We start from the raw sequence: 23489 nt of genomic DNA, 5'->3' as shown, positions 1-23489 counted from the left end.
GGGGCGAAGTGGTCGACGAGTGACGCCTCCGCGCGTCACCTCGACCGGCGGTTGGAGCCGGCTTACGCGTTCGACTTGACCCGGCGCTTGGCGTTGGCGCGGTGCAGGTGGGCGGGACCGATCTCGCCACCCCGGAGCAGCTCGAGGCGCTCCTTGAGGATGTCTTCCAGCTCCTTCTCGGAGCGACGCTCGAGGAGCATGTCCCAGTGGGTCCGCACCGGCTTCTCGGCCTTCTCCTCCTGCACGATCCCGGAGGTGCTCAGCGCCTCGGCGCCGCAGCGCGGGCACTCCCACACGGCCGGCACCTCGGCCTCGATCGACATCGTGACCTCGAACTCGTGGCCGTTGACACAGCGATAGCCACTCTGCTGACGGGCGGCGAACTCGATGCCGCGCTCGTCCTCGAAACTCTGTCCCCCAGCCGCGCTCCACGCAGTGTGCGCTCTGCCATGAGGTTCACCTCCAAGTCGTTGACCCCCGATACGCCACCGAGGCGTACACGAACAAGACGTCCGTACCCGAGATTCGTGATGGCACGCGTCTACGGATTGCGTCGTGTGTTCCAACGTACGCCGTGGGCCTGATGTTCCTCCAGCAGCACGCGAGGCGCGTCACACCCGGGGAGGCGGCGTGTTCCCCGCCTCGAGGATGCCGCGGCGTGCGTCGAGCCTGAGCAGGAAGACCGCGCCGAGCACGAAGAACACGATCAGCGCGACGATCGCCGGCCGGTAGGAGCCGGTGACCTGGAACACGACGCCGAAGAGGAAGGTGCCGAACCACGACGTACCACGCTCGCACGCGTTGTACAGGGCGAAGTACTCACCCTCGCGGCCGCGTGGGATCAGCAGGCTGAAGAACGAGCGCGAGAGGGCCTGCGTGCCGCCCAGCACGAGGCCGATCGCGACCCCGATCAGGAGGAAGGCGACGACGTTCTCGCGGGGGAGGAACATCGCCAGCACCACGATGACCATCCAGGCGTAGGTGCCCCACAGCAGGCAGCGGTAGGCGCCGTACGACGCGGCGAGGCGACCGAACACCAAGGCGCCTCCGAACGCGACGAACTGGATCAGCAGGATCGTGGCGATCAGCACGCTGTCGCCGAACCCCAGCTGCTTCGAGCCGTAGGTCGACGCCACGTTGATCACGGTCTGGATGCCGTCGTTGTAGAACAGGAACGCCAGCAGGAAGGTCAGCGTCATCGGGAAGGCCCGCATCTCGCGCAGAGTGGTGGCCAGCTGGCCGAAGCTGCGGCGCACGAGACCGCCTCTTTCCGGGACCACCCCGGTGGGGGCGCGGTCGCGGAGCCCGCGGAACGGGATCAGCGTGAAGCCCGCCCACCACAGGGCCGCCGACAGCAGGGAGAGCCGGACGGCGAGCTCCTTGTCGAGCCCGAACGTGTCGTGCAGCAGCACCACGACCAGGTTGAGCGCCAGGAGCAGGCCGCCGCCGAGGTAACCCCAGGCCCAACCGCGCGAGGAGACGTGGTCGCGCTCGGCCTCGGTCGAGATGTCGACCAGGATCGCGTAGTAGCTGACCAGCGAGCAGCCGCCCAGGATGCTGCTGGCGACGATCGCGAACGCCGCCAGCTGCCACTGGTCGCCGCGCATGAAGAACAGCAGGGCCGCGAAGAACGAGCCGGACCAGGCGAACGCCGCCAGATGCCACCGTTTGCGCCCCGACCGGTCGACCATCGCGCCGACCACCGGGAGCACGAAGGCGCTGCTGATGGTCGCGAAGCTGGTCAGGTAGAACGGCAGCGATCCCGCGGCGAGGTGCAGCCCGAGGACCGTCACGGTCCGGGAGCAGGTCTCGTCCGCCGAGCTCCCGCACCCGGCTGCGCGGCCGGCCACGGTGATCAGGTACGGCGCGAACAGGACGCTGAGGACCGTGGTGTAGAACGCCGAGTTGGCCCAGTCGTACCAGTACCACGCCTTCTGCTCCTTCGAGCGCCACAGCGGCTCGAGGTCGGCGATGCCCCGCTGGTCGCTCACGTGCCCCCCGCTCCGTCCGGCCACCCGCGCCGGCGGGCCGCCGAGGGCCCTCCGCGGTCACCCCGGCCGGTCGTCGTACCCGCCGTTTGGTCCCAAACCGCAGAGAAACGACCCGAAAAGTTGCGGTTTGGGACCAAACGGCGACCCGAACAGCAACCACGGGTGCGACCGCGGGCGGCCCGGCTCACAGGTCGCGGAAGGTCTCGATCTGCGCGCCGAGCTGGTTGAGGCGCTCGGCGAGGTCTTCGTACCCGCGGTGGATGACGTAGGTGGAGCGGAGCACCGAGGTGCCCTTGGCCGCGAGCATCGCCAGCAGGATCACCACCGCCGGGCGCAGCGCCGGCGGGCAGACGATCTCGGTGCCGGTCCAGCGGGTCGGGCCCTCGACCATGACCCGGTGGGGGTCGAGGAGCTTGACCTGGGCGCCGAGCTTGTTGAGCTCGACGAGGTAGATCGCGCGGTTCTCGTAGACCCAGTCGTGGATCAGGGTCTGCCCGTCGGCCACGGCCGCGATCACCGCGAAGAACGGCAGGTTGTCGATGTTGAGGCCGGGGAACGGCATCGGGTGGATCTTGTCGAGGGGCGCGGTCAGGTGGGAGCGGTACGTCGTGACGTCGACGAGGCGGGTGTGGCCGTTGCGGGCGACGTACTCCTCGGAGCGGGAGTACTTGAAGCCCATGTCCTCCAGCAGCGCCAGCTCGATCTCGAGGAACTCGATCGGCACCCGCTTGATCGTGATCGAGGAGTCGGTGACGATCGCGGCGGCGAGCAGCGACATCGCCTCGATCGGGTCCTCGCTGGGGGCATAGTCGACGTCGACGTCGATGTCGGCGGTCCCGGTGATGGTCAGCGTCGTGGTGCCGATTCCCTCGATGTCGACGCCGAGCTTCTGGAGGTAGAAGCAGAGGTCCTGGACCATGTAGTTGGACGAAGCGTTGCGGATGATCGTGGTGCCCGGGTGGAGGGCCGCGGCCATCAGGGCGTTCTCGGTGACGGTGTCACCGCGCTCGGTGAGCACGATCGGCCGGCTCGGCTCGACGGCGGGGTTCACGGTCGCGTGGTAGAAGCCGTCGCTGGCCTTGATCTCCAGGCCGAACGGCCGCAGCGCGGACATGTGGGGCTCGACGGTGCGGGTGCCCAGGTTGCAGCCGCCGGCGTAGGGGAGGTCGAAGGTGGCCGCGCGGTGCAGCAGCGGGCCCAGGAACATCAGCACCGAGCGGGTACGACGTGCGGCGGCCTCGTCGATCGCGCTCAGGTCCAGCTCGGCCGGGGGGATGATCTCCAGGTCGCCCTCGTCGCCGATCCAGCGGGTCTGCACGCCGAGGCTGCCGAGCACCTCGAGCAGCCGGTTGACCTCCTCGATCCGGGCCACCTTGCGCAGGGTGGTCTTCCCGCGGTTGAGCAGCGAGGCGCACAGGAGGGCGACCCCGGCGTTCTTGGAGGTCTTCACCTCGATGTCGCCGGACAGGGTGGTCGGTCCGGTGACCCGCAGGTGGGTCGGACCGGCGCCCAGCGCGACGATCTCGGAGTCGAGGGCCGAGCCGATCCGGGCGACCATCTCCAGGGAGAGGTTCTGGTGGCCCTTCTCGATCCGGTTGACCGCGCTCTGGCTGGTCGACAGGCGCTCGGCCAGCTGCTGCTGGGTCAGCCCGCGATGGGTGCGGGCGTCGCGGATGAGATTGCCGATCCGGCCCTTGAAGTCCTCGGTCATGGTCTCAGAATATCTCATCTGTGAGATAGCGCTGCGCTCCTCGGTCGGGGGTGTCCTCGGGGAGGATGTCCGGCATGACGTTACCGGTGCCCGCTCGATGATCAAGGCCGGCCGACGTCGCCGTCCCACGAGGTCGCCGGGACGAGCCCGCAGGCACGCCGTACGACGCGGGGAGAGGGTGTGCTCCATCTCAGAGCTGGAGCGGCTCAACGCCGGGCGGGCCCGAGCGGCCCAGCAGCGGGTTGCTCAGCCGACGTGGGCCAGCTGGCTGCCCGGCATCACGCAGGGGGCGCAGTCACAGCCCTCGTCACAGGCCAGGTAGGTGTGGACCCCATGACCACACCGAGGGCAGGGCAGGTCGTGGGAGAGGTGCTGGTCGTTGTCGCTGACCGAGTCCCACATGGCTGCCTCCGTCTCCTGAGTCTCGTTCCCGAGGGCGTGGACCCATCGTGACCCGCGTCGCGCCCCGACGGATGGGATCAGGGCCGAAATGGCCCGAGGGGACCAGGCATCGGGGCCGAACGGCCCACCCCGCGGGGCACGTCGGGCTCTGGTTCGCCGGAGCGAGGGGTGAGCCGGTCACACCCGCAGGGTGCGGAGCGCGCGGCGGGTGGCGAACCACAGGCACAGGGCCGACATCGAGAGCCCGAAACCGGCGGTCGCCGTGAGGACACCCGTGTGGCCGGCCACAGCTCCGAAGAGCGGCACCGACAGCGGCATCAGGATCATGTCGCCCAGACTGGTCACCGACGAGACGCGCCCCAGGTGCGAGGGGTCGATCACCCGGATGAACGTCGCACTCAGCCATACCGACGCGGAGCCCGCCGTGAAGCCCAGGACCGCCATCGCCACCACCAGGGAGGGCCGGGTGGCCAGGCCCACGCCGGCGATCGCGACGCCTTGCAGCACGAGCATCCGGAAGGCCGTGGCCGCGGCGTACGTCGGTCGCCAGCGGATGCCGACGACGCTTCCCGCGATCGCGCCCGCGGCCAGGCAGGCGTCCGCGATCCCGAGCCAGTGCGCGCCCCAGCCCGAGCCGCTGACCCGCAGCGCGACCCCGAGCCCGGTGACGGGCGAGACGAAGACGTTCAGGGCGGTGAGGCCGACCACGAAGAGCATCGCGGTGTCGTGGTGGCGCAGGTAGGACATCCCGTCCGCGAAGGAGTCGCGCCAGCGTTCGTGCAGCGCCCGCGGCAGCCGGAAGCGTGGCCGGACCACGACCAGCAGCACCATCGCGATCGCCACGAACGTCGCGGCGTCGAGCAGCATCACCAGCACGATCCCACCCCAGGCGACCAGGATGCCGCCGGCCGGGGCGCCGACCAGCCGCGAGGCCCGGTTGCTGATCTGGCTCCAGCCCTGCACGGTCCCGAGGTCGTCGCCGGCGATCAGCTGGCGGATCAGGGTGGCGCCGGCCGGGATGGTGAGGCCGGCAGCGACCCCGAAGCACAGGGCGATGGCCAGGAGGACCGGTGCGCCGCGGATCCCCGACGTCCAGGCGAGCGCGCCGAGCACGAGCACGATCGCCTGTCCGAGCTGCCCTGCGACGAGCAGGCGGCGCGGGTCGTAGCGGTCGGCGAGCACACCGCCGACCAGGATCAGCACCGCCTGGGGCAGCATCTCCGCTCCCAGCACGACGCCGGCCACCACCGGGCGCAGGGTGTGCGCGGCGGTCCAGGCCAGCGCGACGTTCCAGGCGTAGTCGCCGAACCACGAGAGCCCGACCGCAGCCAGCCAGGTGAGCGCCATCGGGTCGCGGGTGACCCGCGGGGGAGGGGGCCCGATCAGCTCCGGGTCGGTGGCCCCGACCGGCGGCGCGCTCACGGCCGGACCGGCCCGCTGGGGAAGGCCCGGGCGATCGCGCGGACCGGTCGGCGTACGACGTCCGGACGGGCCTCGGCGTCGGCGGCGCACGCGCGTGACCAGTCGACCACCAGGGCGGTCAGACGGTCACCGAGCTCGTCGAGCTGCTCGACGGTCGCGAAGACCAGCGTGTCGACCGACTCCGCCGCCTGGCGCCAGGCCGGGTCGTCGGAGGCGGCCTGGTTCATCCAGGCGCGCAGGGCGCGCAGCTGGTGCCGGACGTTCTCACCCTCGGCCGCCTGGGCGACCCGGCGGCCGAGGGAGCCCTCCTCGAAGTCCTCGACGCTCCAGCTGAGCGGCTGCGAGCGCACCCGCCACCAGCTCTCCCGGGTGTCCCGGGCCAGCTCCGGGGCGGGCTCGACCAGCCCCTGGCGGTGCAGCACCTTGAGGTGGTGGCTCACCGAACCCACCGCCAGCCCGGTCCGGGCCGCGAGCTGCCCGACCTTGGCCGGCCCCTCGACGGCGAGCAGCTCGCTGAGCCAGCGGCGGACGGGGTGGTGGTAGGCGACCAGCAGGTCGGCCAGGGCGTCGGCACGTGGGTCGGAGCCGGGTGCCGGAGCCGCGGGAGCCGACTCGAGGTGGCGCTCGGCAGCGGTACGACGCGTCATGGCGCCCAGCATGCGGCCCGGGAGAACTGTCGTACAAGAGCGCTTGTATATCTCCGAGAGGTTACTGACCCAGGCCGTTGCCGACGACCCACCCGACCGTGACCGCGGCGAGGCCGACGGCCAGGCTGCCCACGACGTTCCAGGCGGCCGCGGCGTGGTCGCCGTCCTCGACGAGGCGCACGGTCTCGAAGCCGAACGTGGAGAACGTCGTGAGGGCGCCGCAGAAGCCGGTGCCGACCAGGGTCAGCAGCCACGCCGGGGGGCTCGCCCCGGCGACGACACCGAGCACCAGGCTGCCGACGACGTTGACGCTCCAGGTGCCCCAGGGGAAGACGGTGCCGTGGAGCCGTTGCACGGCGAGGTCGGTCAGGTAGCGGGTCGGGGCGCCGACCGCACCGCCGAGCAGCACCAGCAGCACCGTCACCGCAGCCACCGCTCGGTCAGCCGGATCGCCGCCACCACCGCGAGGAGCCCGGCCAGAAGGGTCCCGAACAGGTAGGCCGCCGCGAGGGCCGGCCTCCCGGCGGCGAGCAGGTCGCGGGTGTCGAGCGCATAGGTCGAGAACGTCGTGTAGCCGCCCAGCACGCCGGTGCCCAGCAGCGGCCGGAGGAGCCGGCTGTCGGGCCGTCGTTCCGCCAGGACGGCGAGCAGGACCCCGATCGCGAAGCAGCCGCTGAGGTTGGCGAGCACCGTCGCCCAGGGCAGCTGGTCCGGGTCGTGGGGGAGCGCCTCGACCAGGCCCCACCGCGCCACGGCACCGAGGGCGCCACCGGCAGCGATCGCCAACAGGATGTCGCGCCGCTCGACCAGGAGCCGGACCGCCGGCCCGGGGCCCCGGCGTACGTCGTCGGCGGTGACGTCGGGGTCGATCGGGAACCCCGGATGGCGGTCGGGATGCCGACCCTGCGGCGGGTGGGAAGGCTCGTCGGACGACACAGGACTCCTCGCGTGCCGCGTCAGGCTAGCGCAGCCCGGCAGCGCGCTGACGCGGGAGCCGCCGGTCATTGCGGACGACATGCATCCGGTTGGTGCGCGAGACTGGCGACGTGCACGACACCAGCCCGACGGCCCGCGCGCTGCTGTGCCTGGAGATGATCCAGAACAGCCCGGGCGTCACCGCACTCGTGCTCGCCGAGCGGCTGGGGCTGTCGGACCGAGCCGTGCGCCGTTACGTCGCCATCCTGCGCGAGGCCGAGATCCCGATCGAGTCCGAGCGGGGCCGGTACGGCGGGTACCGCGTCGGTCGCGGCCTGCGCCTGCCGCCGCTGATGTTCACCTCGGCCGAGGCGCTCGGCCTGGTGATGGCCGCTGTGGAGGGGCGTGGCGCGTCGGACACCACCGAACCGGTCGGCAGCGCTCTGGCCAAGATCATCCGGGTGCTGCCGGAGCGGGTCGCGGGCCCGGCCCGGGCGGTCGGCCAGGTGGCCTCCCCGGGGCGGCGTCCCGAGGAGACGGCACCGGACCCGGAGCTCACCGCGGAGCTGGTCGAGGCCCGCGAGTCCGGCCACCGGGTCCGGCTCGACTACCGCACGGCCTCCGGACGCACCATCGTGGTCGACCTCGACCCCTGGGCCGTGGTCGTGCGGCACGGGCTGTGGTACCTGCTGTGCTGGTCCTACACCGCCGACGCGCGCCGTGCCCTGCGGATCGATCGCGCGCTGGACGTGCAGCGGCTGCCCGACCGGTTCACGCCACCGCCGGACCTGGATCCGGTGCGGATGCTCGAGGAGCAGCTCTCGCAGGGCTGGACGCACGAGATCGAGGTGATCGTGGAGGCTCCGCTCGAACGGGTCTCGTGGTGGATCCCGCGCAGCATCGGCCGGCTCGAGGAGACCGACGGCGGCACCAGGCTGCTGGCCAGCACCGACGACCTGGCGTGGTACGCCGAGATGCTGTCGTTCGTGCACGCGCCGTTCCACGTCGTACGCCCGCAGGGGCTGCGCGACGAGCTGGCCGCGCTGGCCGCCCGGCTCGACGAGGCGTCCCGGCCACCCGCGGGTTGACGGCCCTTGTCGAGGTGATCGGGACCTCACTACGGTGACGCCCACCATCTCCGACGAGGAGGCGCCGTGGTCGTTCCTCGGCCCGTCGCTGGTGCTGCTGATCCTGCTCGAGCTGACCGTCGTGGGCGCGCCGGTCGCGGCCTGGCTCACCGTCCGGTGGCAGTTCGTCGGCCAGGTCGTGATGATCGAGGAGGAGCGGGGGCTCCGAGCCCTGCACAGGAGTGGGCGTCTGGTGGCACACCGGTGGTGGCACACCGCGCTCTTCGTGTTCCTGATCTGGTCGGGGATCCACCTGGTCGGCGTCCTCCTCGGGCTGCTCGCGCTGATCATCGTGACCGGCCCGCCCCTGTGGGTGATCTCGCTGGTCACGCTCGTGGTGGAGGTCGCCCTGACGCCGCTCGGGGCCATCGCGCTGACCCTTCTGTACGGCGACGCACGGGCCGAGCAGGACGGGCAGCCTGCGCAGCCCGACCCCGTGCCGGTGGGGTGACGGCCTGGGCTGCGGGTCCGGCCGAGCGGGAGGTCGAGGTGGCGTGGCACGATCGGGCGCGTGAGCAGCAACCCGGTCGACGAGCAGCGGCGGCGCGACCTGGTGCTGCTCCGGCGGGTCCGCGACCGGATGGACCGGGAGTACGCGCAGCCGCTCGACCTCGAGGAGCTGGCCGCCGGGGTCCACATGTCGTCGGGGCACCTGAGCCGGCAGTTCCGCGCGGCGTACGGCGAGACGCCGTACGCGTACCTGATGACCCGGCGGATCGAACGCGCGATGGCCCTGCTGCGACGCGGCGACCTCAGCGTCACCGAGGTCTGCTTCGCCGTCGGCTACCAGTCGCTCGGCACGTTCAGCACGCGGTTCACCGAGCTGGTCGGGATGTCGCCGAGCACCTACCGGCGCGAGGTCGGCCGCACCACGGAGGGGATGCCCATGTGCGTGGTCAAGCAGGTGACCAGACCGGTCAGGAACCGAGAAGCACTCCTGACCGAGGCGCGCCTACCGTGACCTCCATGGACATCACCATCCACTCCAGCTTCCTGCCGCACGACGACCCGGAGGCGTCCCTCGCCTTCTACCGCGACACCCTGGGCTTCGAGGTGCGCCTCGACGTCGGCCGGGGCACGATGCGCTGGATCACGGTCGGCCCTCCCGACCAGCCCGGCACCAGCATCGTGCTCTTCCCGCCGACGGCGACCCCGGGCCTGACCGACGAGGAGAAGCGCACGATCGCCGAGATGATGGCCAAGGGCACCTACGGCACGCTGCTCCTGGCGACCCGCGACCTCGACGGCACGTTCGAGAAGGTCCAGTCCGGAGACGCCGAGGTGGTCCAGGAGCCGACCGAGCAGCCGTACGGCGTCCGCGACTGCGCACTGCGCGACCCGGCCGGCAACCTGGTCCGGATCCAGGAGCTGCGCTAGCCGATGACTGACCCCTCCGCAGGCGGGGCGCCGGACGCCCACGACGTGATCCGGGTCCGCGGCGCCCGGGTCAACAACCTCAAGGACCTCGACGTCGACCTCCCGAAGCGCCGGCTGACGGTGTTCACCGGCGTCTCGGGATCGGGCAAGAGCTCCTTGGTGTTCGGCACGATCGCAGCGGAGTCGCAGCGGCTGATCAACGAGACCTACAGCGCGTTCGTGCAGGGGTTCATGCCCACCCTGGCCCGGCCGGACGTCGACGTGCTCGAGGGGCTGACCACGGCGATCATCGTGGACCAGGAGCGGATGGGCACCGACCCACGCTCCACCGTCGGGACCGCCACCGACGCCAACGCCATGCTGCGGATCCTCTTCAGCCGGCTGGGCAAGCCCCACATCGGCTCGCCCCAGGCGTTCTCCTTCAACGTCGCCTCGGTCTCCGGGGCCGGGGCGGTGACCTTCCAGAAGGGCGGACGCACCACGAAGGAGCGACGCAGCTTCAGCGTCCTGGGCGGGATGTGCCCGCGTTGCGAGGGTCGGGGCTCGGTCACCGACATCGACCTCACCGAGCTCTACGACGACACCCGGTCGCTGAACGACGGCCCGTTCACGATCCCGGGCTACAGCATGGACGGCTGGTACGGCCGGATCTTCAAGGGCAGCGGCTTCTTCGACCCGGACAAGCCGATCGCGACATACACCAAGCGCGAGCTGAACGACCTGCTCCACAAAGAGCCGACCAAGATCCAGGTGGACGGCATCAACCTCACCTACGAGGGGCTGATCCCCAAGCTCCAGAGGTCGATGCTGTCCAAGGACGTGGACTCCCTCCAGCCGCACGTGCGCGCCTTCGTGGAGCGCGCCGTCACCTTCGCGACCTGCCCCGAGTGCGAGGGGACCCGGCTCGGCCCCGAGGCGCGTTCGTCGAAGATCGCGGGGATCAACATCGCCGAGGCCTGCGCGCTCCAGATCACCGACCTCGCCGCCTGGGTCCGCGGCCTGGACGATACGTCCGTGGCACCGCTCCTGGCGGCACTGGGGGAGACCCTGGACTCGTTCGTCGAGATCGGGCTGGGCTACCTCTCGCTGGACCGGCCGGCGGCCACCCTGTCCGGTGGCGAGGCGCAGCGGACCAAGATGATCCGCCAGCTCGGGTCGTCGCTGACCGATGTCACCTACGTGTTCGACGAGCCGACCGTCGGCCTGCACCCGCACGACGTACAACGCATGAACGACCTGCTGCTGCGGCTGCGCGACAAGGGCAACACCGTGCTCGTGGTGGAGCACAAGCCGGAGCTGATCGCGATCGCCGACCACGTCGTCGACCTCGGTCCGCTGGCCGGGACGGCGGGTGGTGACGTGATGTTCGAGGGCACCGTCGAGGGGCTCCGGGCCAGTGACACGGTCACCGGTCGGCACCTCGACGACCGGGCCCGGCTCAAGGGCAAGGTACGAACCTCGACGGCCTCCCTGGAGATCCGCGGCGCCGACACCCACAACCTCAAGCACGTCGACGTCGACCTACCCCTGGGGATCCTGGTGGTGCTGACCGGTGTCGCGGGCTCGGGGAAGAGCTCCCTGGTCCAGGGCTCGGTGGCGGGCCGCGACGGCGTGGTGGTCGTCGACCAGGGCGCGATCCGGGGCTCCCGCCGCAGCAACCCCGCGACCTACACGGGGCTGCTGGACCCGATCCGCAAGGCCTTCGCGAAGGAGAACGGCGTGAAGCCCGCGCTGTTCAGCGCCAACTCCGAGGGAGCCTGCCCCAACTGCAACGGCGCCGGGCTCGTGTACACCGACCTCGGCGTGCTGGCCACCGTCGCGGTCACCTGTGAGGTCTGCGACGGGAGGCGGTTCGACGCCTCCGTGCTGGAGTACCGCTTCGGTGGCAAGGACATCAGCGAGGTGCTGGCGATGCCGGTGGAGGAGGCCACGGCCTTCTTCGGGGAGGGTGCCGGTGCCGTGCCCGCCGCGCACCGGATCCTGGCCCGGCTGGGGGACGTCGGCTTGGGTTATGTCAGCCTGGGTCAGGCGCTGACCACCCTCTCGGGAGGGGAGCGGCAGCGCCTCAAACTGGCCACCCACCTCGGCCAGCTCGGGCGGGACGGCGCGGTCTTCGTGCTCGACGAGCCCACCGCGGGGCTGCACCTGGCCGACGTCGAGCAGCTGCTGGCGCTGCTGGACCGCCTCGTGGACGACGGCCTGTCGGTGGTCGTGATCGAGCACCACCAGGCCGTGATGGCCCACGCGGACTGGATCATCGACCTCGGCCCGGGTGCGGGTCACGACGGCGGGACCGTGGTCTTCCAGGGCACTCCTGCGGAGCTGGTCGCGTCGCGGGCCACCCTCACCGGCGAGCACCTCGCGGCCTACGTCGGGAGCTGAGTCCGGGGGACTGTCGGTGCGGGTTTCATCAATTCGGGAGAGGCGGCGGGCGGCCCTCCTTCCTAGCGTGGCGTAGGCCCTGTGGCCGCACACCCGAGGTCGGGATCGCCATGACCCAGCATGTCCGCCTGCGACGACATCGGCTGCTGCGACGGCTGCTGCTCCTCTGCACTGGTGCGGCGCTCGCCGGCGCGACGCTGGTGGCCCCTCCGCACGCGCTCGCCAGTGCCACGACCGAGCCGGACGACGAGATCCACAGCAGTCTCGGTGACACGAGCAGCCAGATGTGGCTCTACTGGCACGGACCCGATGACGTCGTGCAGTACGGGCTCGACGCGTCGTACGGCGACACAGCGACCGCGAGTCGGCCCACCATCACGCCGAAGGACCTCGGAGGCCTCTGGCAGGTGCGGCTGGCCAACCTCGCACCCGGCACGACGTACCACTACCGGATCGGCAGCAGCGGCCTCGACCACACGTTCCGGACCGCTCCGACCGGCGACTTCGTCTGGGACGACATCGGCGACACCGGCACCACCTACAGCGGTGGTGGATGCGTCAAGCCGTGGATGAGCCAGGTCTGGCAGCAGCTCGCGGACGAGCACCCCGACCTGGTCACCCACGGCGGCGACATCACCTACGCGAACTCCTGCGGCACCCCGTCGGTCCACCAGTACTGGAACGACATCGCCCCCCTGGCGACCCAGACCGCCATCGAGTACGCGTGGGGCAACCACGAGTCGGCGGGCGGCGACTCGATCGCCAACTACAAGGGTCGCTTCAACGCACCCAACGCCCAGGCGATCCCGATCGACTCCACCAGCCTGGTCACCAGCCCCGGGTGCCCCTCGTCGACGAACCCGAGCGTGAACGGCTGCCAGGGCGACGACTGGGGCTACTTCACCGCGGGGCACACCCTCTTCATCAGCTACCCCGAGCCCTGGTCCGGCGCGTTCGCCAGCTGGCACACCGCCGCGGACGCCCTGATGGCCCAGGCAGAGGCGGACCCCGACATCTACTTCATCGTCACCTTCGGGCACCGGCCGGCGTACTCGAACGCCGGGGTCTCCGACACGACGCTGCAGCCCATCCTGGACGCCCTGGCAGAGACGTACTCACCGGCCGCTCGCCCGGACGGCAAGTACGTCGTCAACGTCGCTCACCACGTGCACAACGGTCAGGTCCTCTCGCCCAAGCACGGGCTCCTGCACGTGATCGACGGCGGCGGCGGCGACGAGGAGACCAACGTCAACCAGAACCCGGGCACGTTGTGGCTGACCAACCACTTCGAGCACCTGCGGGTGAGGTTCAGCGGCGATCAGATGACGCTGGACTTCATCTGCGGCCCGCCGTACCCGCCGAGCCCGGGCCTGGACGCGTGCACCCAAGGGGCCGTCCTGTACAGCCAGACCCTGCAGGGCTACCAGGGCAACCCGACCCCGCCGGACCCTCAGCTGAGCACCACCCTCAGTGACGGGGGCGTGTCCGGCGTCCAGGTCGGGGACACCGTCACCTACCGGGCCACGGTGCAGAACACCCGGTCCGGCTCGACGGCGGTCGGGGTGGGAATCTCGCTGACGGTGCCCGCCGATCTCACCGTGCTCGACCCCGACGGCGCGACCGTCGCCGGCGGCACGCTGACCTGGGACGTGGGGGACCTGACGGGCGGGCAGAGCGTCATCCGGACCGTCACGACGCAGGTGACGTCCGGCAGTCCGGGGGACACCGTCAGCGTGTCGCTTCAGGCCCGGACGGCCGACAACGCCTGTGCCACCCCCGGGAGCGTGTGCACGGCGACCGACGCCGACCAGATCGTGTCGTCGTCGCCGACCAAGGAGTACGTCACCAACACCGGCTTCGAGTCCAGCAAGACCGGGTGGACGGGTCTGTACAACAGCCTGTCCAAGACCGCGCGTTACGCCAAGGCCCAGCACGACGGTCACTACAGCCTCAAGGTCATCCGCAACACGACCACGCCAGGCGCCGCCGGCGTGGTCTCGAAGCCCGGATTCGTTCCGGCCACCTCCAGCAACGCCGACTTCAACGCCAGCGCCTGGGTCCGGGGCCAGAAGACCGGGCAGTCCCAGACGGTCGTCGTCCAGATCAACGAGGTCAGCCCTGCCGGAGTCCTCGTCGGCTCGGCGAGCCGCAGCCTGACGTTCAGCGACCTTGCCTGGCACCAGCTGCAGGTGCCCTACACGACCCTCGGCAACGGAGACCACCTCGACTACCTGATCTACAGTCCCGGCCTGAACGCGAACGCGTGGTTCCTCACCGACACGGTCAGCCTTCTCGGACCACAGGCCTGACCGGCTGGCGTCGTACGTCGGGAGCGAAGGGGCCCCCGGGCTAGGTCGGCTCCGGGGCGCTGGGCAGGTCGGCGGCCATCACCTGGTGGGGAAGCCGTACCCGGGCGCCGGCGTCGAGGGCCTGCTCCAGGAAGGTCCGGTAGGCCGCCGCCAAGGCCGGGCGCCGTCGTACGTTGTCGGGGTGGACCAGATGGACGGCGGTGCCGCCCACCGACCACACCGCCTCGGCCGCGTCGAGCCACCGGCGGGCGATCTCGTCGGGCCGCAGCCGGTCGATGAACGCCAGGAAGTAGTCCTGGGGCAGGGTCAGCGGCAGGTGGGCGAGGCCGTGCTCGTCCACGAACGGGATCGTGGTCGCACACCCCGTCCGCCAGCCGTGGGGGCCCCCGAGCTCGACGGTGGGCGGGGTGAGGTCGTAGTCGAAGACCTCGGCGACGACCTCGAACATCGACCGCGACCTGACCAGCTGGCCGGCCCGGAAGCCGCGCACCTGTCCGCGCATCGAGGGGTAGACCTCGAAGAAGTGGTGCAGGCGACGCCGCAGCTCGTCGGCCGGCAGGAAGGCGAGCGTGCCGTCATGCAGGTAGCCGTGGGAGAACACCTCGCAGCCGTCGTCGATCAGGGCCTGGAGGTCCCGCTCGGCGGCGGTGTACCGCTGCGAGAGGACGCCGAACGCGGAGGCGACTCCCAGGTCACGCTCGATCCTGCGCAGCGTCTCGATGCCCGGCCAGCCGTACTCCTCGTCCACGTCGTGGGTCAGGACCAGGGTCCTGGCTGTCTCGGGAGCGTGGAGCGGGACCCCGGCCAGCTCCGCCGCCTGGGTCCACAGCGACTCCCGGAACCGGTCGACCCCGGTCTCCACCGGGTCGGCCGGGAAGCCGGAGTCCTCGGAGCGCCGGCGCAGGGCGGCGATCCGGACCCGGTTGAGCCTCGCCCGCAGGGTGAACGGGATCGCCGTGTAGGGGATCACCGAGCGGGAGTACGTCGGCTGCTGGGTGGGCAGGCCGGTCTCGAGCAGAGTCCGGCGTTCGAACTCCCACCACGGCAGTGCGGTGTGCACGGCACCGTCCTCGACCCAGAGCCGGAGCTCGTCTCCCTCGTGCTCGACGATGTGGCTCGCCACGCGCTGCCGGGCTGCCGGGTCGGGCGTCCAGCGGGCGTACGCAGTACTGATCACGCGTGGAGGTCCTCGGGGCTCAGCGTCTTGGCGATCCGGAAGCCGGGTCCGACCACCACGCTGTACGGCGGGACGTCCTTGTGGACCACCACGCCGGTCGCGATCACGGAATGGTGGCCGACGGTCACGCCCGGCGTGATCGTGACACCGGGCATCAGCCAGCAGTCGTGCTCGATCGTGGTCGTGAACTCCTTGTCGGGATAGAGCACGGACAGGTCCCGGGCGGTGACCGTCGTCTGATGGGCGGTGATCACGCTGCGGGCGCCGATCGCCACCCGGTCGCCGATCACGACGTTGCCCGGGACCAGCTTGTCGAACAGGCAGCCCTCGCCGATGAAGACGTCCTTGCCCATGGTCAGTCCCGAGGCGCGGTACACCTTGGACCGCGCCTCGTCGCTCGGCACCCAGTCGGCGATGCGGTGCAAGATGGCTGCGCGGAAGGACATGGTGAAACGGTAGACCAACCGTCGCCGCCGGGGAGGTTCATCGGCGAGCCGCGCCGTACCCCTCTCGCAGCCTGACTTGAGCCCTGCGAATAGCGCCGATAACTGGCACCCGGTGCCTGGTCGCTGGCCTGGCCCGGCCTGGCTCGGTCGGCGGCATCGGCCACGGCGATCCCCGAGGCGCGTCATGATCGACTCACGCGAAGACGCTCGCGCTCGAATCAGTGTTAACGTGGAGCAAGGTTCTGACTGCGCTGCAGATCGGTGAGGGCTGAGGCCCCCGGTTCAGGAAGCGGAGCGGGGGCCGACCCACGTCTACGTTCACGTCCGGTGAGCAGTGCCCGGCGTTTCGGCCCGGGCCGCCCGGGGGCGTTCCCGACTTCGGACCCTCCCCGACAGGACCAACGGACTGTTGGCCGCCCTTGCGGCGGGATAGCGTAGGCGTCACTGAGGGCTTTCAGTGTGTCGTCCAGAGCGCGGCACCGCCTTCGGCGCTCACAAGCGTACCCACCGTGGGTGCAGACGGGACCCGAAGGTGACGCATGATCCGGGCGAGTCGACGACGCCTGGGCGCCCAGAGCCACTCGACCTCGCCGCGGCCTACGCCGAGTTGCAGCACCTCATCCTCGACGGACCGGATGTCACCGAGTTCCTGCAACAGCTGGCGGTGCTGGCGTCCTCGATCGTGCCGGGCACCCACTGCGGCATCACCATGCGGCGCGACGGTCAGGTCGCCACCGCGGTCAGCAGCGACGCGGTGGCGATGCGGATGGACGAGGTCCAGTACCTCCGCGGACGCGGGCCATGCCTGGCGGCTTTGGACGAGGGGACACGGATCGAGGTGCCTGACATGGCCGCCGAGACGCGATTCGGCGACTACGCCGGCCACGCGCTCGCCAACGGCATCCACAGCGTCGCTTCGCTGCCGCTGAAACTCGACGGCACGACCCTCGGGGCCCTGAACCTGTTCGCCACCGTCCCACATGCCTTCAGTGCCAACGACATCGCCCGGGCCGAGGCGTTCACCGCCCAAGCAGCCACCGCGTTGACGATCCTGCTGCGCCATGCCGCCCGCGCCACACTCGATGAGGAGCTGCGTGACGCCCTGGCCACCCGGGCAGTCATCGACCAAGCGCTCGGCATCCTCATGGTCAGCCGCAGGATCGGCGCCCATGACGCCTTCGAGATCTTGCGTCACACCTCCCAGACCACAAACCGCAAGGTGAGCACGATCGCCGCCGAGCTCATCGAGAGCGCGACCGGTCACCCACCCGAACCCCCCCGCCCCCTCACACAGCGCCCGTCCGGCTACTCATCCGGATGACGAGACAAGCATTGAGGCGAAGTGGTGCGTCACGCGCCTGAGGACCGGGATGTCCTGACTTGCCCTGATGACGGGCGTCGCCACGCATGGTCCGGCAGGCCCATGACGTAGTCGGCGGCTTCGGTCAGGGTCGCGAACGTGGTGGTGCCAGAGGGTCCACGTACGCGGTAGCCATGGACGTGGTCGGCTTGACAAGTGTCTTCGGGTGAGGGCATCGGGATCTCGATCGCGGTGCCGTCGGGCAGTGTCATCACCGCCAGCCAGTTCAATTGGCGACCTCATCTGTCAGGGTTCGCCCAAGCGCGTGCCGGGTCGCGGCTCCGAGGACCCGCCAGCGACCACATCGGGAGCGCTGGACGCGGCCCCTAGTGCGCCTTCATACCGGTCGCCTCCTTGGGGCTTCCATCGGCGCACTCTGGCTTCGGGCGACGTTCACACAGGCGCTGGCGTGGGACTTGCGGTTCTCTCGCAGCTCAGTCGTCGAGCACCAGAGGCGTCTATCCACACCCGATGTCGAGCGTAGCAACATCCCAGTCAGGACGACAGAGCTTGCGTTTCTGGGCGGACTGGCGTTCGGTGCAGCAGCGATCCGGAAGTCTCCGGGCGAGGGCCGTCCGGCCCTGCCCAGCTCGGAGCTGTGTCGACATAGTGAGGCGTAGCCGACTCGACTGCCTGTGCTCAGGAGAGGGAGATGGACACCGTCATCACGACCCCCGTCGCCCAGGACCTGAGGCCGTTATCACCAAGCGACGTAACTGTGGGGGTCGAGGAGGAGTTCGCGCTTCTGGCTCCCGGGACGGGCCGGGTCGTCTGCCGAGCACCGGACGTGGTGCGCGATTGCAGCGACGCGGCGGGAATCGTACCCGAGTGCATGAGCTACATGATCGAGACTCGAACACCTGTGTGCCATACCCTGCGAGAAGTCGCCCAGTCGCTGAGAACGCACCGTCACCACGTCGCAGCTGTCGCCCGCGGGCACGGGGCTTTGATGGTCGCCTCAGGCGTAGCCCCCTTCGGAGTGCCGAGTCCGCCCGCGATCACGAGGGACCCGCGGTACATCGAACTCGTTCAACGTTTTCCATTGGCCATGAGTACCGCCGGGACATGTGGATGCCATGTTCACGTCGCGGTCCCGAACAGGCAACTCGGAGTCGAGGTGCTCCTTCGCATCCGTCGCTGGTTACCGGCCCTCATCGCGCTGACCGCGAACTCGCCCGTGTGGCGCGGACACGACACCCGTTGGGCAAGTCGGCGGATGGTCTTCATCTCTCGGTGGCCGACCGCCGCGCCGGCGCCGCCCGTTGAGTCAGCCGAGGCGTACGACGAGCTCCTGCGTTCGACCGTGTCGTCCGGGCGCGCTCTGGACGCGCGCAGCATCTACTTCCTGGCCCGACTGTCCCCGCGCTACCCGACCGTCGAGGTCCGCCTCGCCGACGTCAGCCTGTCAGTCGACGAGGCAGCCTGCTACGCGGGCCTGGTCCGAGCACTAGTGGCGACCGCATTGGACGAGGAGGCTCACGGTCATCCAGCTGCGTGGGTGCCGCAAGCACGGCTTCGCGAGTCTTGCCGACTCGCCGCCCTCTCCGGTTTGAGCGGGAGCACGACAGATCCTTTGACCGATGAGCGCTTGGAGCCGTGGGAATTCATCGATCGGATGCTCGAGCAGGTGCAAACGCAGCTACGAGCTCACGGGGACGACGTCACGGTCGTGTCGACACTCGACCGTCTCCGTCTAGCAGGGGGCGGCGCCGAGCGCCAGCGGCGACTCTTCGGCTCAACAGTGTCACCCGCACTCTTCGTCCAGGCTCTTGCCGAGAGGTCGATCAGCGGGCTGGAAGCCTAGGTTGAGTTCTTGTGTCGCCAGCCCGCCGCGTCAGCAGCGGGTCGCGCGCGCCCTGCACCTCGACATGACGGCGCCGACCACGATGCGCCGAACCCCTCCCGCTCCCTCCGGACTCATGGTTCCCGTATCCAGCCAGGCAGCTCGACGATCGGCACTGCGAGTTCCTGACGCGTACCTCATGGTGGTCATAGCCCGGACGCCGAGGCTGCCCCTAGCGGCCGCCGGTTGCCCGGTCCTGGTGATCGCCATGTGCTCCGGGTCCCGTTGCAGCCAACCGTGCGGCTAGAACTTCGTGGGCGGTGTGCTCGGCTCGGACCGGGAGGGCCTCCAACTCGACCCCCGCCACCCGTGCGCGGCGAACAGTCCGGGCGACGCTGCGCATCACGGAACCGGCCGGCAGTCCGGGGTACATCTCGACCATGCGCAGCATCAGCGACATCAGCTCGTTGTGCACGGCGACTGGATAACAGCTGCTCGGACCCGGGCGAGTCGTCATAGCCAGAACGCACTTTTCAATAGGGACCCAGTCCCCATATCCACCGGCATACCCAGCCAGCCAAGCAGATGCACCAGGACAAGCCCGGCGATCAGGCCGGTAACGATCCCCCACGCCATCAAGACGGCAATGCCCATTGACACCGTTTTCGCGGCCAGGCGACGGGGAGCAGGATCCGACAGCGTCTGTCGATCCTGCTGCCCAGGAGTGCCGGGTTCTACACGCGTGCTCCCGGTAGCCCACCACCCAGAGTCGAGGGTTGCTTCGACAGGGGAAGTCGTCATCGCGTTATAGGCGCCGAAGGCGTTGGCGGGCAACAACCGGGTCCCTGCATCTGCACCAACACCTGGCTGAGAGCGCGGCAATCCCGTAAGCGATGACAGCTCGTTCCGGCAGGTGTCGCGGTCTGCGATCTCCCCGCGGGCTCGGGACGCGGCGCTGTCGCTGATCTGCGGAGCCAAAAGCCGGTCCATCAGAGTTCACCCTGTCCAGTGGTGCGGCCGACGCGAGTCCCCACCCCCCGATTGAGGGCTCGCGTCGGCACGAGGAGTGGCACCTGTCCATACACGCGCGCCGTGTCACTCGTCATCAGAGTGGAACTGCTGGCTGCGTAAGCCTGGCGCATGCTCGACTCCGGTGGATTTCACGGAGCGGTGATGGCTGCCGCCGATGCCTTGCCGGCCTCGGCGTCTGAACCAGGCGTCTATCCACACCCACCGGTGAAGTTATCAGCCGGGGGAGGGGTCCCGATAAGGACCAAAGTCCCTTCGTCGATCACCTCGATTGACACCGGGCGGGCACCCTGACCGAAGCGCTCCTCGCGTGACATCATGACGGCGGATCGCCCCAGGTCGGACTTCGCCGTTGTGATGATCCGGGCATCTTCGCCGCCTTCGCTACAGCCGTGACCCTGGACTCACATCGGCATATGAGAGCCGTACCGTCAGGCTGCGCCCAACTCGCCGATAACTGACAGTTCCGCTGCGTCGGCCGTCGGCTGGTGGGTGGTGGGGCAGTGGCGGGAGATCGCCTCGGAGTATCAGCCGGGGTTGAGGGGGCAGCAGGTCACGCCGATCACCGGGCCGGTGGGCTGGCTGAAGTACCTGTCCAAGCACGCAGCGCGTGGGGTGCGGCACTACCAGCGCCAGGGCAAGCCTGCAGGTTGGGAGCGGACCGGCCGACTGTGGGGCAAGAGCAGCGGGTGGCCGGTAGTGGCTCCGTTGCAGATGGACCTGACGACTCAGCAGGGGCATCGGTTCCGGCGGCTGGTGAGGCGATACGCGATTGCGGATGCTCGGGCGAAGGCGATCAGCCATGAGCGGGCCGGACAGATGGTCAAGGCTGCCGGTGAGTGGGACCGGGTGTCGTACCTGCGGGGCATGCTCAAGTCATCGGATCGGGTGCTGGGCGCGTGCCGGGGAGTGTCGGAATGGGGAAGCCAGGAGATCGCCGTGGGGCTCGCGCTCGCGGCCGGATGGGACGGAGTGATGGCGTGAACGGCTTCGATGGGGTGGGCTTCGCGCGGCTGTTCCGCAGCACGTGCACGGTCTGCGGCTCTGGGCAGTTGGGCTGGGGGAGCGTCGGTGACGAAGTCGCCCGCCTGGTCGATGCGCACCAGGACGCCGACGACTGGTTGATCCAGGTCGCGCAGGGTGTCGGCATGGGTGCCGGGCCTGGGCTGCTCGAGCTCGACGCGTGGCGGTGCCTCGACTGTGGGGAAGTCGGCGTCTTCGGCCCGCTCGAGGTCGGACCGTGACGGATCCGGTCAGGCAGCGCCAGGCGGGCCGCGGCAAGCGAAGCGCGCGGCACGCCTGGCGCTGCCTACCGCAACCGTGCCGGATCTGCCTGGAACGGGTGTGGCCCGAACGGCTCTACGGCGAGGTCTGCCCCGGCTGTCGACGCGACTGGCTCCAGACCTGAGCCAACGCACTCACATGCCGATGAGCGGATGGCTACGTAAGTCCTGTGGGACCGCAGTCGGGTAGGCGTTCTTGCAACTCGGCCGCTGACGTATCGAAGTAGTGCAACCCGTCGGCTTCCACGGTCGCGTACCCGACCGTGGAACCCGAACGCACCTTGACGACTGGTCCCGGGTAGCCATCCGGCGGCGGGGCGATGCACAGGGCCTCAACCATGTCACCAGGCGCTAGTTCCTTCTGGATGAGGTTGCCGACCTGCATCACCACGTCCCGCTTCACAGTGATGCTCACGGACGTTTCGGGTGTCGCGCTTCTGTCGTCAGCCGAGCAGGAGACCGCCAGCGCCAGCACGGAGAGAAGAACAAGCGTCTGCATCGGAAACCCCCTCATCGACCATTGTGACGGTCGCCGCTTCGAGTGAGTTCCGCGAAGCGTCCGCTCATGCCGCTGTCCGTGCGCGTCTGGGAGGGGCCGGGGGTGCTGCTGGGCTCTCGGGTCGCAGGGGCCCCGGGCGCGCGACGGAGGAGCGCGGTTGGGGGAGCGATGAGCGGCGCGCCCGGCCCCGGTGGTGAGACACGCAGGGCGTTGGTCCCGGGATGCGGTCGGTGGGCTCTGGCATCCTGAGGGGGCTTTCGAAGGGACCGGGGAGAGCCCGGCCGATGACATATACGAGAGGCCCGGGACTGACCTGAGAGTCGTCCAGCCCGGGTGCAGGTGCGGCGGAAGGCAGAGGTAGGCCGCATCGAGCGGACGCACAACTAGGTCTTCTGCACGGGAAGCAGTCCACTCCCGTGCGTCCGGAAGGCCGTCGTCCCGTGTTCTGCTCATCCGGCTTTGAGCCGACTCCTCAACCATCTCAGTCGTCGTGGTCGCTGCTTGCTGGGCATCCGCCACTGTCGGTCTTCTTGGCGCTGCCGGTCGACCTGGTCGCGTCGCAGCTGCGCTTGACGGGCGGCCTGTCGGCTGATCTGCAGGGCGGTGCCGATCTGGCCCCAACTGTGGCCCTCGTCGCGGGCGGCCAGCACCAGGAGCCCGATTGCGTCGTGGATGCGCTCTTGGGCGTGTCGTGCGGCCTTGAGGTGGTCCAGGGGGCGTTGTGGGCCGGACCTGGCGTGGTCGAGGTCTGCGGCGGCTCGGCCCATCAGCCACCGGGCATGGCTGCCGGTTTCGGTGCTCACGTCAACGCAGGTTGCCACCGTCTGACCATTCCTGGGACCGGTTCGGCGACAACGACTATTGACGGTGATAACGCTGCTAACAACAGCAAGCATTTGCATTCTTTCGGGGCCGTCGTCGGCGCGCCTGCCGGGACCACCTTCTTGATTAGTAGTCACATATCAGCACACGGCTCCCGACCGGGTGCTGGTGACAACCAAAGAAGAAGCCCCGACGCGGCTGCAACCGCTCGGGGCTTGGACGGATCAGGTGTTCGCTGATGCCGACAGTTCAAGCGTACGAGAACGGGCTCACCCTGGGATGGGCCGGAGGCCGGGAGCCATGCCAACGGGGCTCAGTGGTCTACCTGGGCCCGGGGTGCTGCCACCGTGAAGGCTGCGAGTGTCTGACGGGCTCCCGCGTCCTGTGCTGCGCTCACGCGCCGGCCAAACGCGGTGAGGTCACCGGCTGGTCGGCCGGCACGGTGCGCCGGCACACGGCCTGGCTCCGGTCGGTCGACACCACGCAGCTCGACGGCATCGGCGCGGCGGTCACACTGACACTGCTGGACTGCCCTCCGACCTCTGAGGACTGGACACGGCTCGTGAAGGTCCTGCAGCAGCGTCTGAGGCGGGCTGGGCTGCTCCGGTGGCACTGGGTCGTGGAGTGGCAGCGTCGAGGCGTCCCGCACCTTCACCTGGCCGTCTACGCGGCTGCCGAGCCCCCGACCTGTAACACGGGGGTAGGTTTTGAGTCGCGTCACCCGGAAGGGTGCAACCCAACACCCCCCTTCCCACGCCTGGCAGATTCGCCGATAACTGACACCGGGACCTGACCCCGGACGTCGAG

Annotated in this window: 22 protein-coding genes; 11 read left to right on the top strand and 11 right to left on the bottom strand. The window is 69.8% G+C overall.

All coding sequences use genetic code 11. The annotated features are described in order from the left end of the window. Positions 1-62: 62 nt before the first annotated feature. From E3N83_RS05175 to crcB (E3N83_RS05145), 8 genes are all read right to left on the bottom strand, one after another. Positions 63-389 (bottom strand): RNA polymerase-binding protein RbpA, encoded by a 327-nt coding sequence (locus tag E3N83_RS05175; protein WP_272950301.1) that lies wholly within the window; start codon positions 387-389, stop codon positions 63-65. Between the two features lie 222 nt (positions 390-611). Next, positions 612-1991: an MFS transporter gene (locus E3N83_RS05170; protein WP_151082290.1), complete on the bottom strand. Its 1380-nt coding sequence runs from the start codon at positions 1989-1991 to the stop codon at positions 612-614. Between the two features lie 184 nt (positions 1992-2175). Beyond that, positions 2176-3702, bottom strand: a complete 1527-nt coding sequence (locus E3N83_RS05165) for a UDP-N-acetylglucosamine 1-carboxyvinyltransferase (protein ID WP_151082289.1) — start codon at positions 3700-3702, stop codon at positions 2176-2178. Positions 3703-3948: 246 nt separating this feature from the next. Beyond that, entirely contained in the window at positions 3949-4104 is a 156-nt protein-coding gene (locus tag E3N83_RS19450) for a hypothetical protein (RefSeq protein ID WP_191907964.1), read from the bottom strand. 177 nt (positions 4105-4281) lie between these two features. Further along, positions 4282-5526: an MFS transporter gene (locus E3N83_RS05160; RefSeq protein WP_151082288.1), complete on the bottom strand. Its 1245-nt coding sequence runs from the start codon at positions 5524-5526 to the stop codon at positions 4282-4284. Continuing rightward, on the bottom strand, positions 5523-6173 hold the full coding sequence (locus tag E3N83_RS05155) for an ArsR/SmtB family transcription factor (RefSeq protein WP_191907963.1): 651 nt from the start codon (positions 6171-6173) through the stop codon (positions 5523-5525). Before E3N83_RS05155 ends, E3N83_RS05160 begins: the two co-directional genes overlap by 4 nt. 61 nt (positions 6174-6234) lie before the next feature. Beyond that, on the bottom strand, positions 6235-6597 hold the full coding sequence (crcB, locus tag E3N83_RS05150; RefSeq protein WP_151082286.1) for a fluoride efflux transporter CrcB: 363 nt from the start codon (positions 6595-6597) through the stop codon (positions 6235-6237). Beyond that, a complete protein-coding gene (gene crcB, locus E3N83_RS05145) occupies positions 6594-7109 on the bottom strand; it encodes a fluoride efflux transporter CrcB (RefSeq protein WP_238343073.1) in 516 nt (171 codons plus the stop codon). The genes crcB (E3N83_RS05150) and crcB (E3N83_RS05145) overlap by 4 nt, the downstream gene beginning before the upstream one ends. 110 nt (positions 7110-7219) lie before the next feature. Here crcB (E3N83_RS05145) and E3N83_RS05140 point away from each other — a divergent pair, with 110 nt between their 5' ends. The 6 genes from E3N83_RS05140 to E3N83_RS05115 all read left to right on the top strand — a co-directional run bounded on the left by E3N83_RS05140 (position 7220) and on the right by E3N83_RS05115 (position 14283). Further along, positions 7220-8176, top strand: coding sequence for a helix-turn-helix transcriptional regulator (locus E3N83_RS05140; protein WP_151082285.1), 957 nt, complete (start codon positions 7220-7222; stop codon positions 8174-8176). 34 nt (positions 8177-8210) lie between these two features. Then, positions 8211-8666, top strand: a complete 456-nt coding sequence (locus E3N83_RS05135) for a hypothetical protein (RefSeq protein ID WP_151082284.1) — start codon at positions 8211-8213, stop codon at positions 8664-8666. A gap of 60 nt (positions 8667-8726) precedes the next feature. Further along, positions 8727-9176 (top strand): helix-turn-helix transcriptional regulator, encoded by a 450-nt coding sequence (locus tag E3N83_RS05130; protein ID WP_151082283.1) that lies wholly within the window; start codon positions 8727-8729, stop codon positions 9174-9176. A gap of 5 nt (positions 9177-9181) precedes the next feature. After that, positions 9182-9592, top strand: a complete 411-nt coding sequence (locus tag E3N83_RS05125) for a VOC family protein (protein ID WP_151082282.1) — start codon at positions 9182-9184, stop codon at positions 9590-9592. A gap of 3 nt (positions 9593-9595) precedes the next feature. Continuing rightward, positions 9596-11974, top strand: coding sequence for an ATP-binding cassette domain-containing protein (locus E3N83_RS05120; protein WP_151082281.1), 2379 nt, complete (start codon positions 9596-9598; stop codon positions 11972-11974). A 110-nt stretch (positions 11975-12084) separates the two neighbouring features. After that, a complete protein-coding gene (locus E3N83_RS05115; RefSeq protein ID WP_151082280.1) occupies positions 12085-14283 on the top strand; it encodes a fibronectin type III domain-containing protein in 2199 nt (732 codons plus the stop codon). A 40-nt stretch (positions 14284-14323) separates the two neighbouring features. Here E3N83_RS05115 and E3N83_RS05110 read toward each other — a convergent pair whose 3' ends face one another. Together E3N83_RS05110 and E3N83_RS20190 are read right to left on the bottom strand one after the other, a co-directional pair. Next, the gene (locus E3N83_RS05110; RefSeq protein ID WP_151082279.1) at positions 14324-15460 is read right to left on the bottom strand and encodes a polysaccharide deacetylase family protein; all 1137 of its coding nucleotides are present in this window, start codon (positions 15458-15460) and stop codon (positions 14324-14326) included. After that, positions 15457-15906 carry an acyltransferase gene (locus tag E3N83_RS20190; RefSeq protein WP_191907962.1) on the bottom strand — a complete coding sequence of 150 codons (450 nt, stop codon included), beginning with the start codon at positions 15904-15906 and terminating at the stop codon, positions 15457-15459. The genes E3N83_RS05110 and E3N83_RS20190 overlap by 4 nt, the downstream gene beginning before the upstream one ends. A gap of 532 nt (positions 15907-16438) precedes the next feature. Between E3N83_RS20190 and E3N83_RS05100 the strand changes: the two genes are divergently transcribed. The 4 genes from E3N83_RS05100 to E3N83_RS05085 all read left to right on the top strand — a co-directional run bounded on the left by E3N83_RS05100 (position 16439) and on the right by E3N83_RS05085 (position 21322). Beyond that, positions 16439-17227 carry a GAF and ANTAR domain-containing protein gene (locus tag E3N83_RS05100; protein ID WP_191907961.1) on the top strand — a complete coding sequence of 263 codons (789 nt, stop codon included), beginning with the start codon at positions 16439-16441 and terminating at the stop codon, positions 17225-17227. 691 nt (positions 17228-17918) lie between these two features. Beyond that, positions 17919-19070 (top strand): carboxylate-amine ligase, encoded by a 1152-nt coding sequence (locus tag E3N83_RS05095; protein ID WP_151082276.1) that lies wholly within the window; start codon positions 17919-17921, stop codon positions 19068-19070. Positions 19071-20573: 1503 nt separating this feature from the next. Beyond that, on the top strand, positions 20574-21062 hold the full coding sequence (locus E3N83_RS05090) for a hypothetical protein (protein ID WP_151082275.1): 489 nt from the start codon (positions 20574-20576) through the stop codon (positions 21060-21062). Beyond that, on the top strand, positions 21059-21322 hold the full coding sequence (locus tag E3N83_RS05085) for a hypothetical protein (RefSeq protein WP_151082274.1): 264 nt from the start codon (positions 21059-21061) through the stop codon (positions 21320-21322). Before E3N83_RS05090 ends, E3N83_RS05085 begins: the two co-directional genes overlap by 4 nt. Before the next feature lie 196 nt (positions 21323-21518). Here E3N83_RS05085 and E3N83_RS05080 read toward each other — a convergent pair whose 3' ends face one another. Next, a complete protein-coding gene (locus E3N83_RS05080) occupies positions 21519-21860 on the bottom strand; it encodes a hypothetical protein (protein WP_151082273.1) in 342 nt (113 codons plus the stop codon). Positions 21861-22920: 1060 nt separating this feature from the next. On the opposite strand from E3N83_RS05080, the gene E3N83_RS20325 reads away from it, so the two are divergent. Then, a complete protein-coding gene (locus E3N83_RS20325; protein ID WP_420371837.1) occupies positions 22921-23475 on the top strand; it encodes a rolling circle replication-associated protein in 555 nt (184 codons plus the stop codon). Positions 23476-23489 lie beyond the last annotated feature (14 nt).

The sequence above is a fragment of the Nocardioides cynanchi genome, assembly GCF_008761635.1.
Classification (GTDB): Bacteria; Actinomycetota; Actinomycetes; order Propionibacteriales; family Nocardioidaceae; genus Nocardioides; species Nocardioides cynanchi.
Note: the sequence above shows the minus strand (reverse complement) of the source record. Positions and strands in the feature narration are given on the sequence as shown.

What these genes read in the sequence shown, in the direction of transcription:
- E3N83_RS05095 (WP_151082276.1), top strand. Translation starts at nt 17,919, where the DNA reads ATGGACACCGTCATCACGACCCCCGTCGCCCAGGACCTGAGGCCGTTA.
- E3N83_RS05115 (WP_151082280.1), top strand. Translation starts at nt 12,085, where the DNA reads ATGACCCAGCATGTCCGCCTGCGACGACATCGGCTGCTGCGACGGCTG.
- E3N83_RS19450 (WP_191907964.1), bottom strand. Translation starts at nt 4,104, where the DNA reads ATGTGGGACTCGGTCAGCGACAACGACCAGCACCTCTCCCACGACCTG.
- E3N83_RS05120 (WP_151082281.1), top strand. Translation starts at nt 9,596, where the DNA reads ATGACTGACCCCTCCGCAGGCGGGGCGCCGGACGCCCACGACGTGATC.
- E3N83_RS20325 (WP_420371837.1), top strand. Translation starts at nt 22,921, where the DNA reads ATGCCGACAGTTCAAGCGTACGAGAACGGGCTCACCCTGGGATGGGCC.
- E3N83_RS05080 (WP_151082273.1), bottom strand. Translation starts at nt 21,860, where the DNA reads ATGCAGACGCTTGTTCTTCTCTCCGTGCTGGCGCTGGCGGTCTCCTGC.
- E3N83_RS05165 (WP_151082289.1), bottom strand. Translation starts at nt 3,702, where the DNA reads ATGACCGAGGACTTCAAGGGCCGGATCGGCAATCTCATCCGCGACGCC.
- E3N83_RS05125 (WP_151082282.1), top strand. Translation starts at nt 9,182, where the DNA reads ATGGACATCACCATCCACTCCAGCTTCCTGCCGCACGACGACCCGGAG.
- E3N83_RS20190 (WP_191907962.1), bottom strand. Translation starts at nt 15,906, where the DNA reads ATGTCCTTCCGCGCAGCCATCTTGCACCGCATCGCCGACTGGGTGCCG.
- E3N83_RS05155 (WP_191907963.1), bottom strand. Translation starts at nt 6,173, where the DNA reads ATGACGCGTCGTACCGCTGCCGAGCGCCACCTCGAGTCGGCTCCCGCG.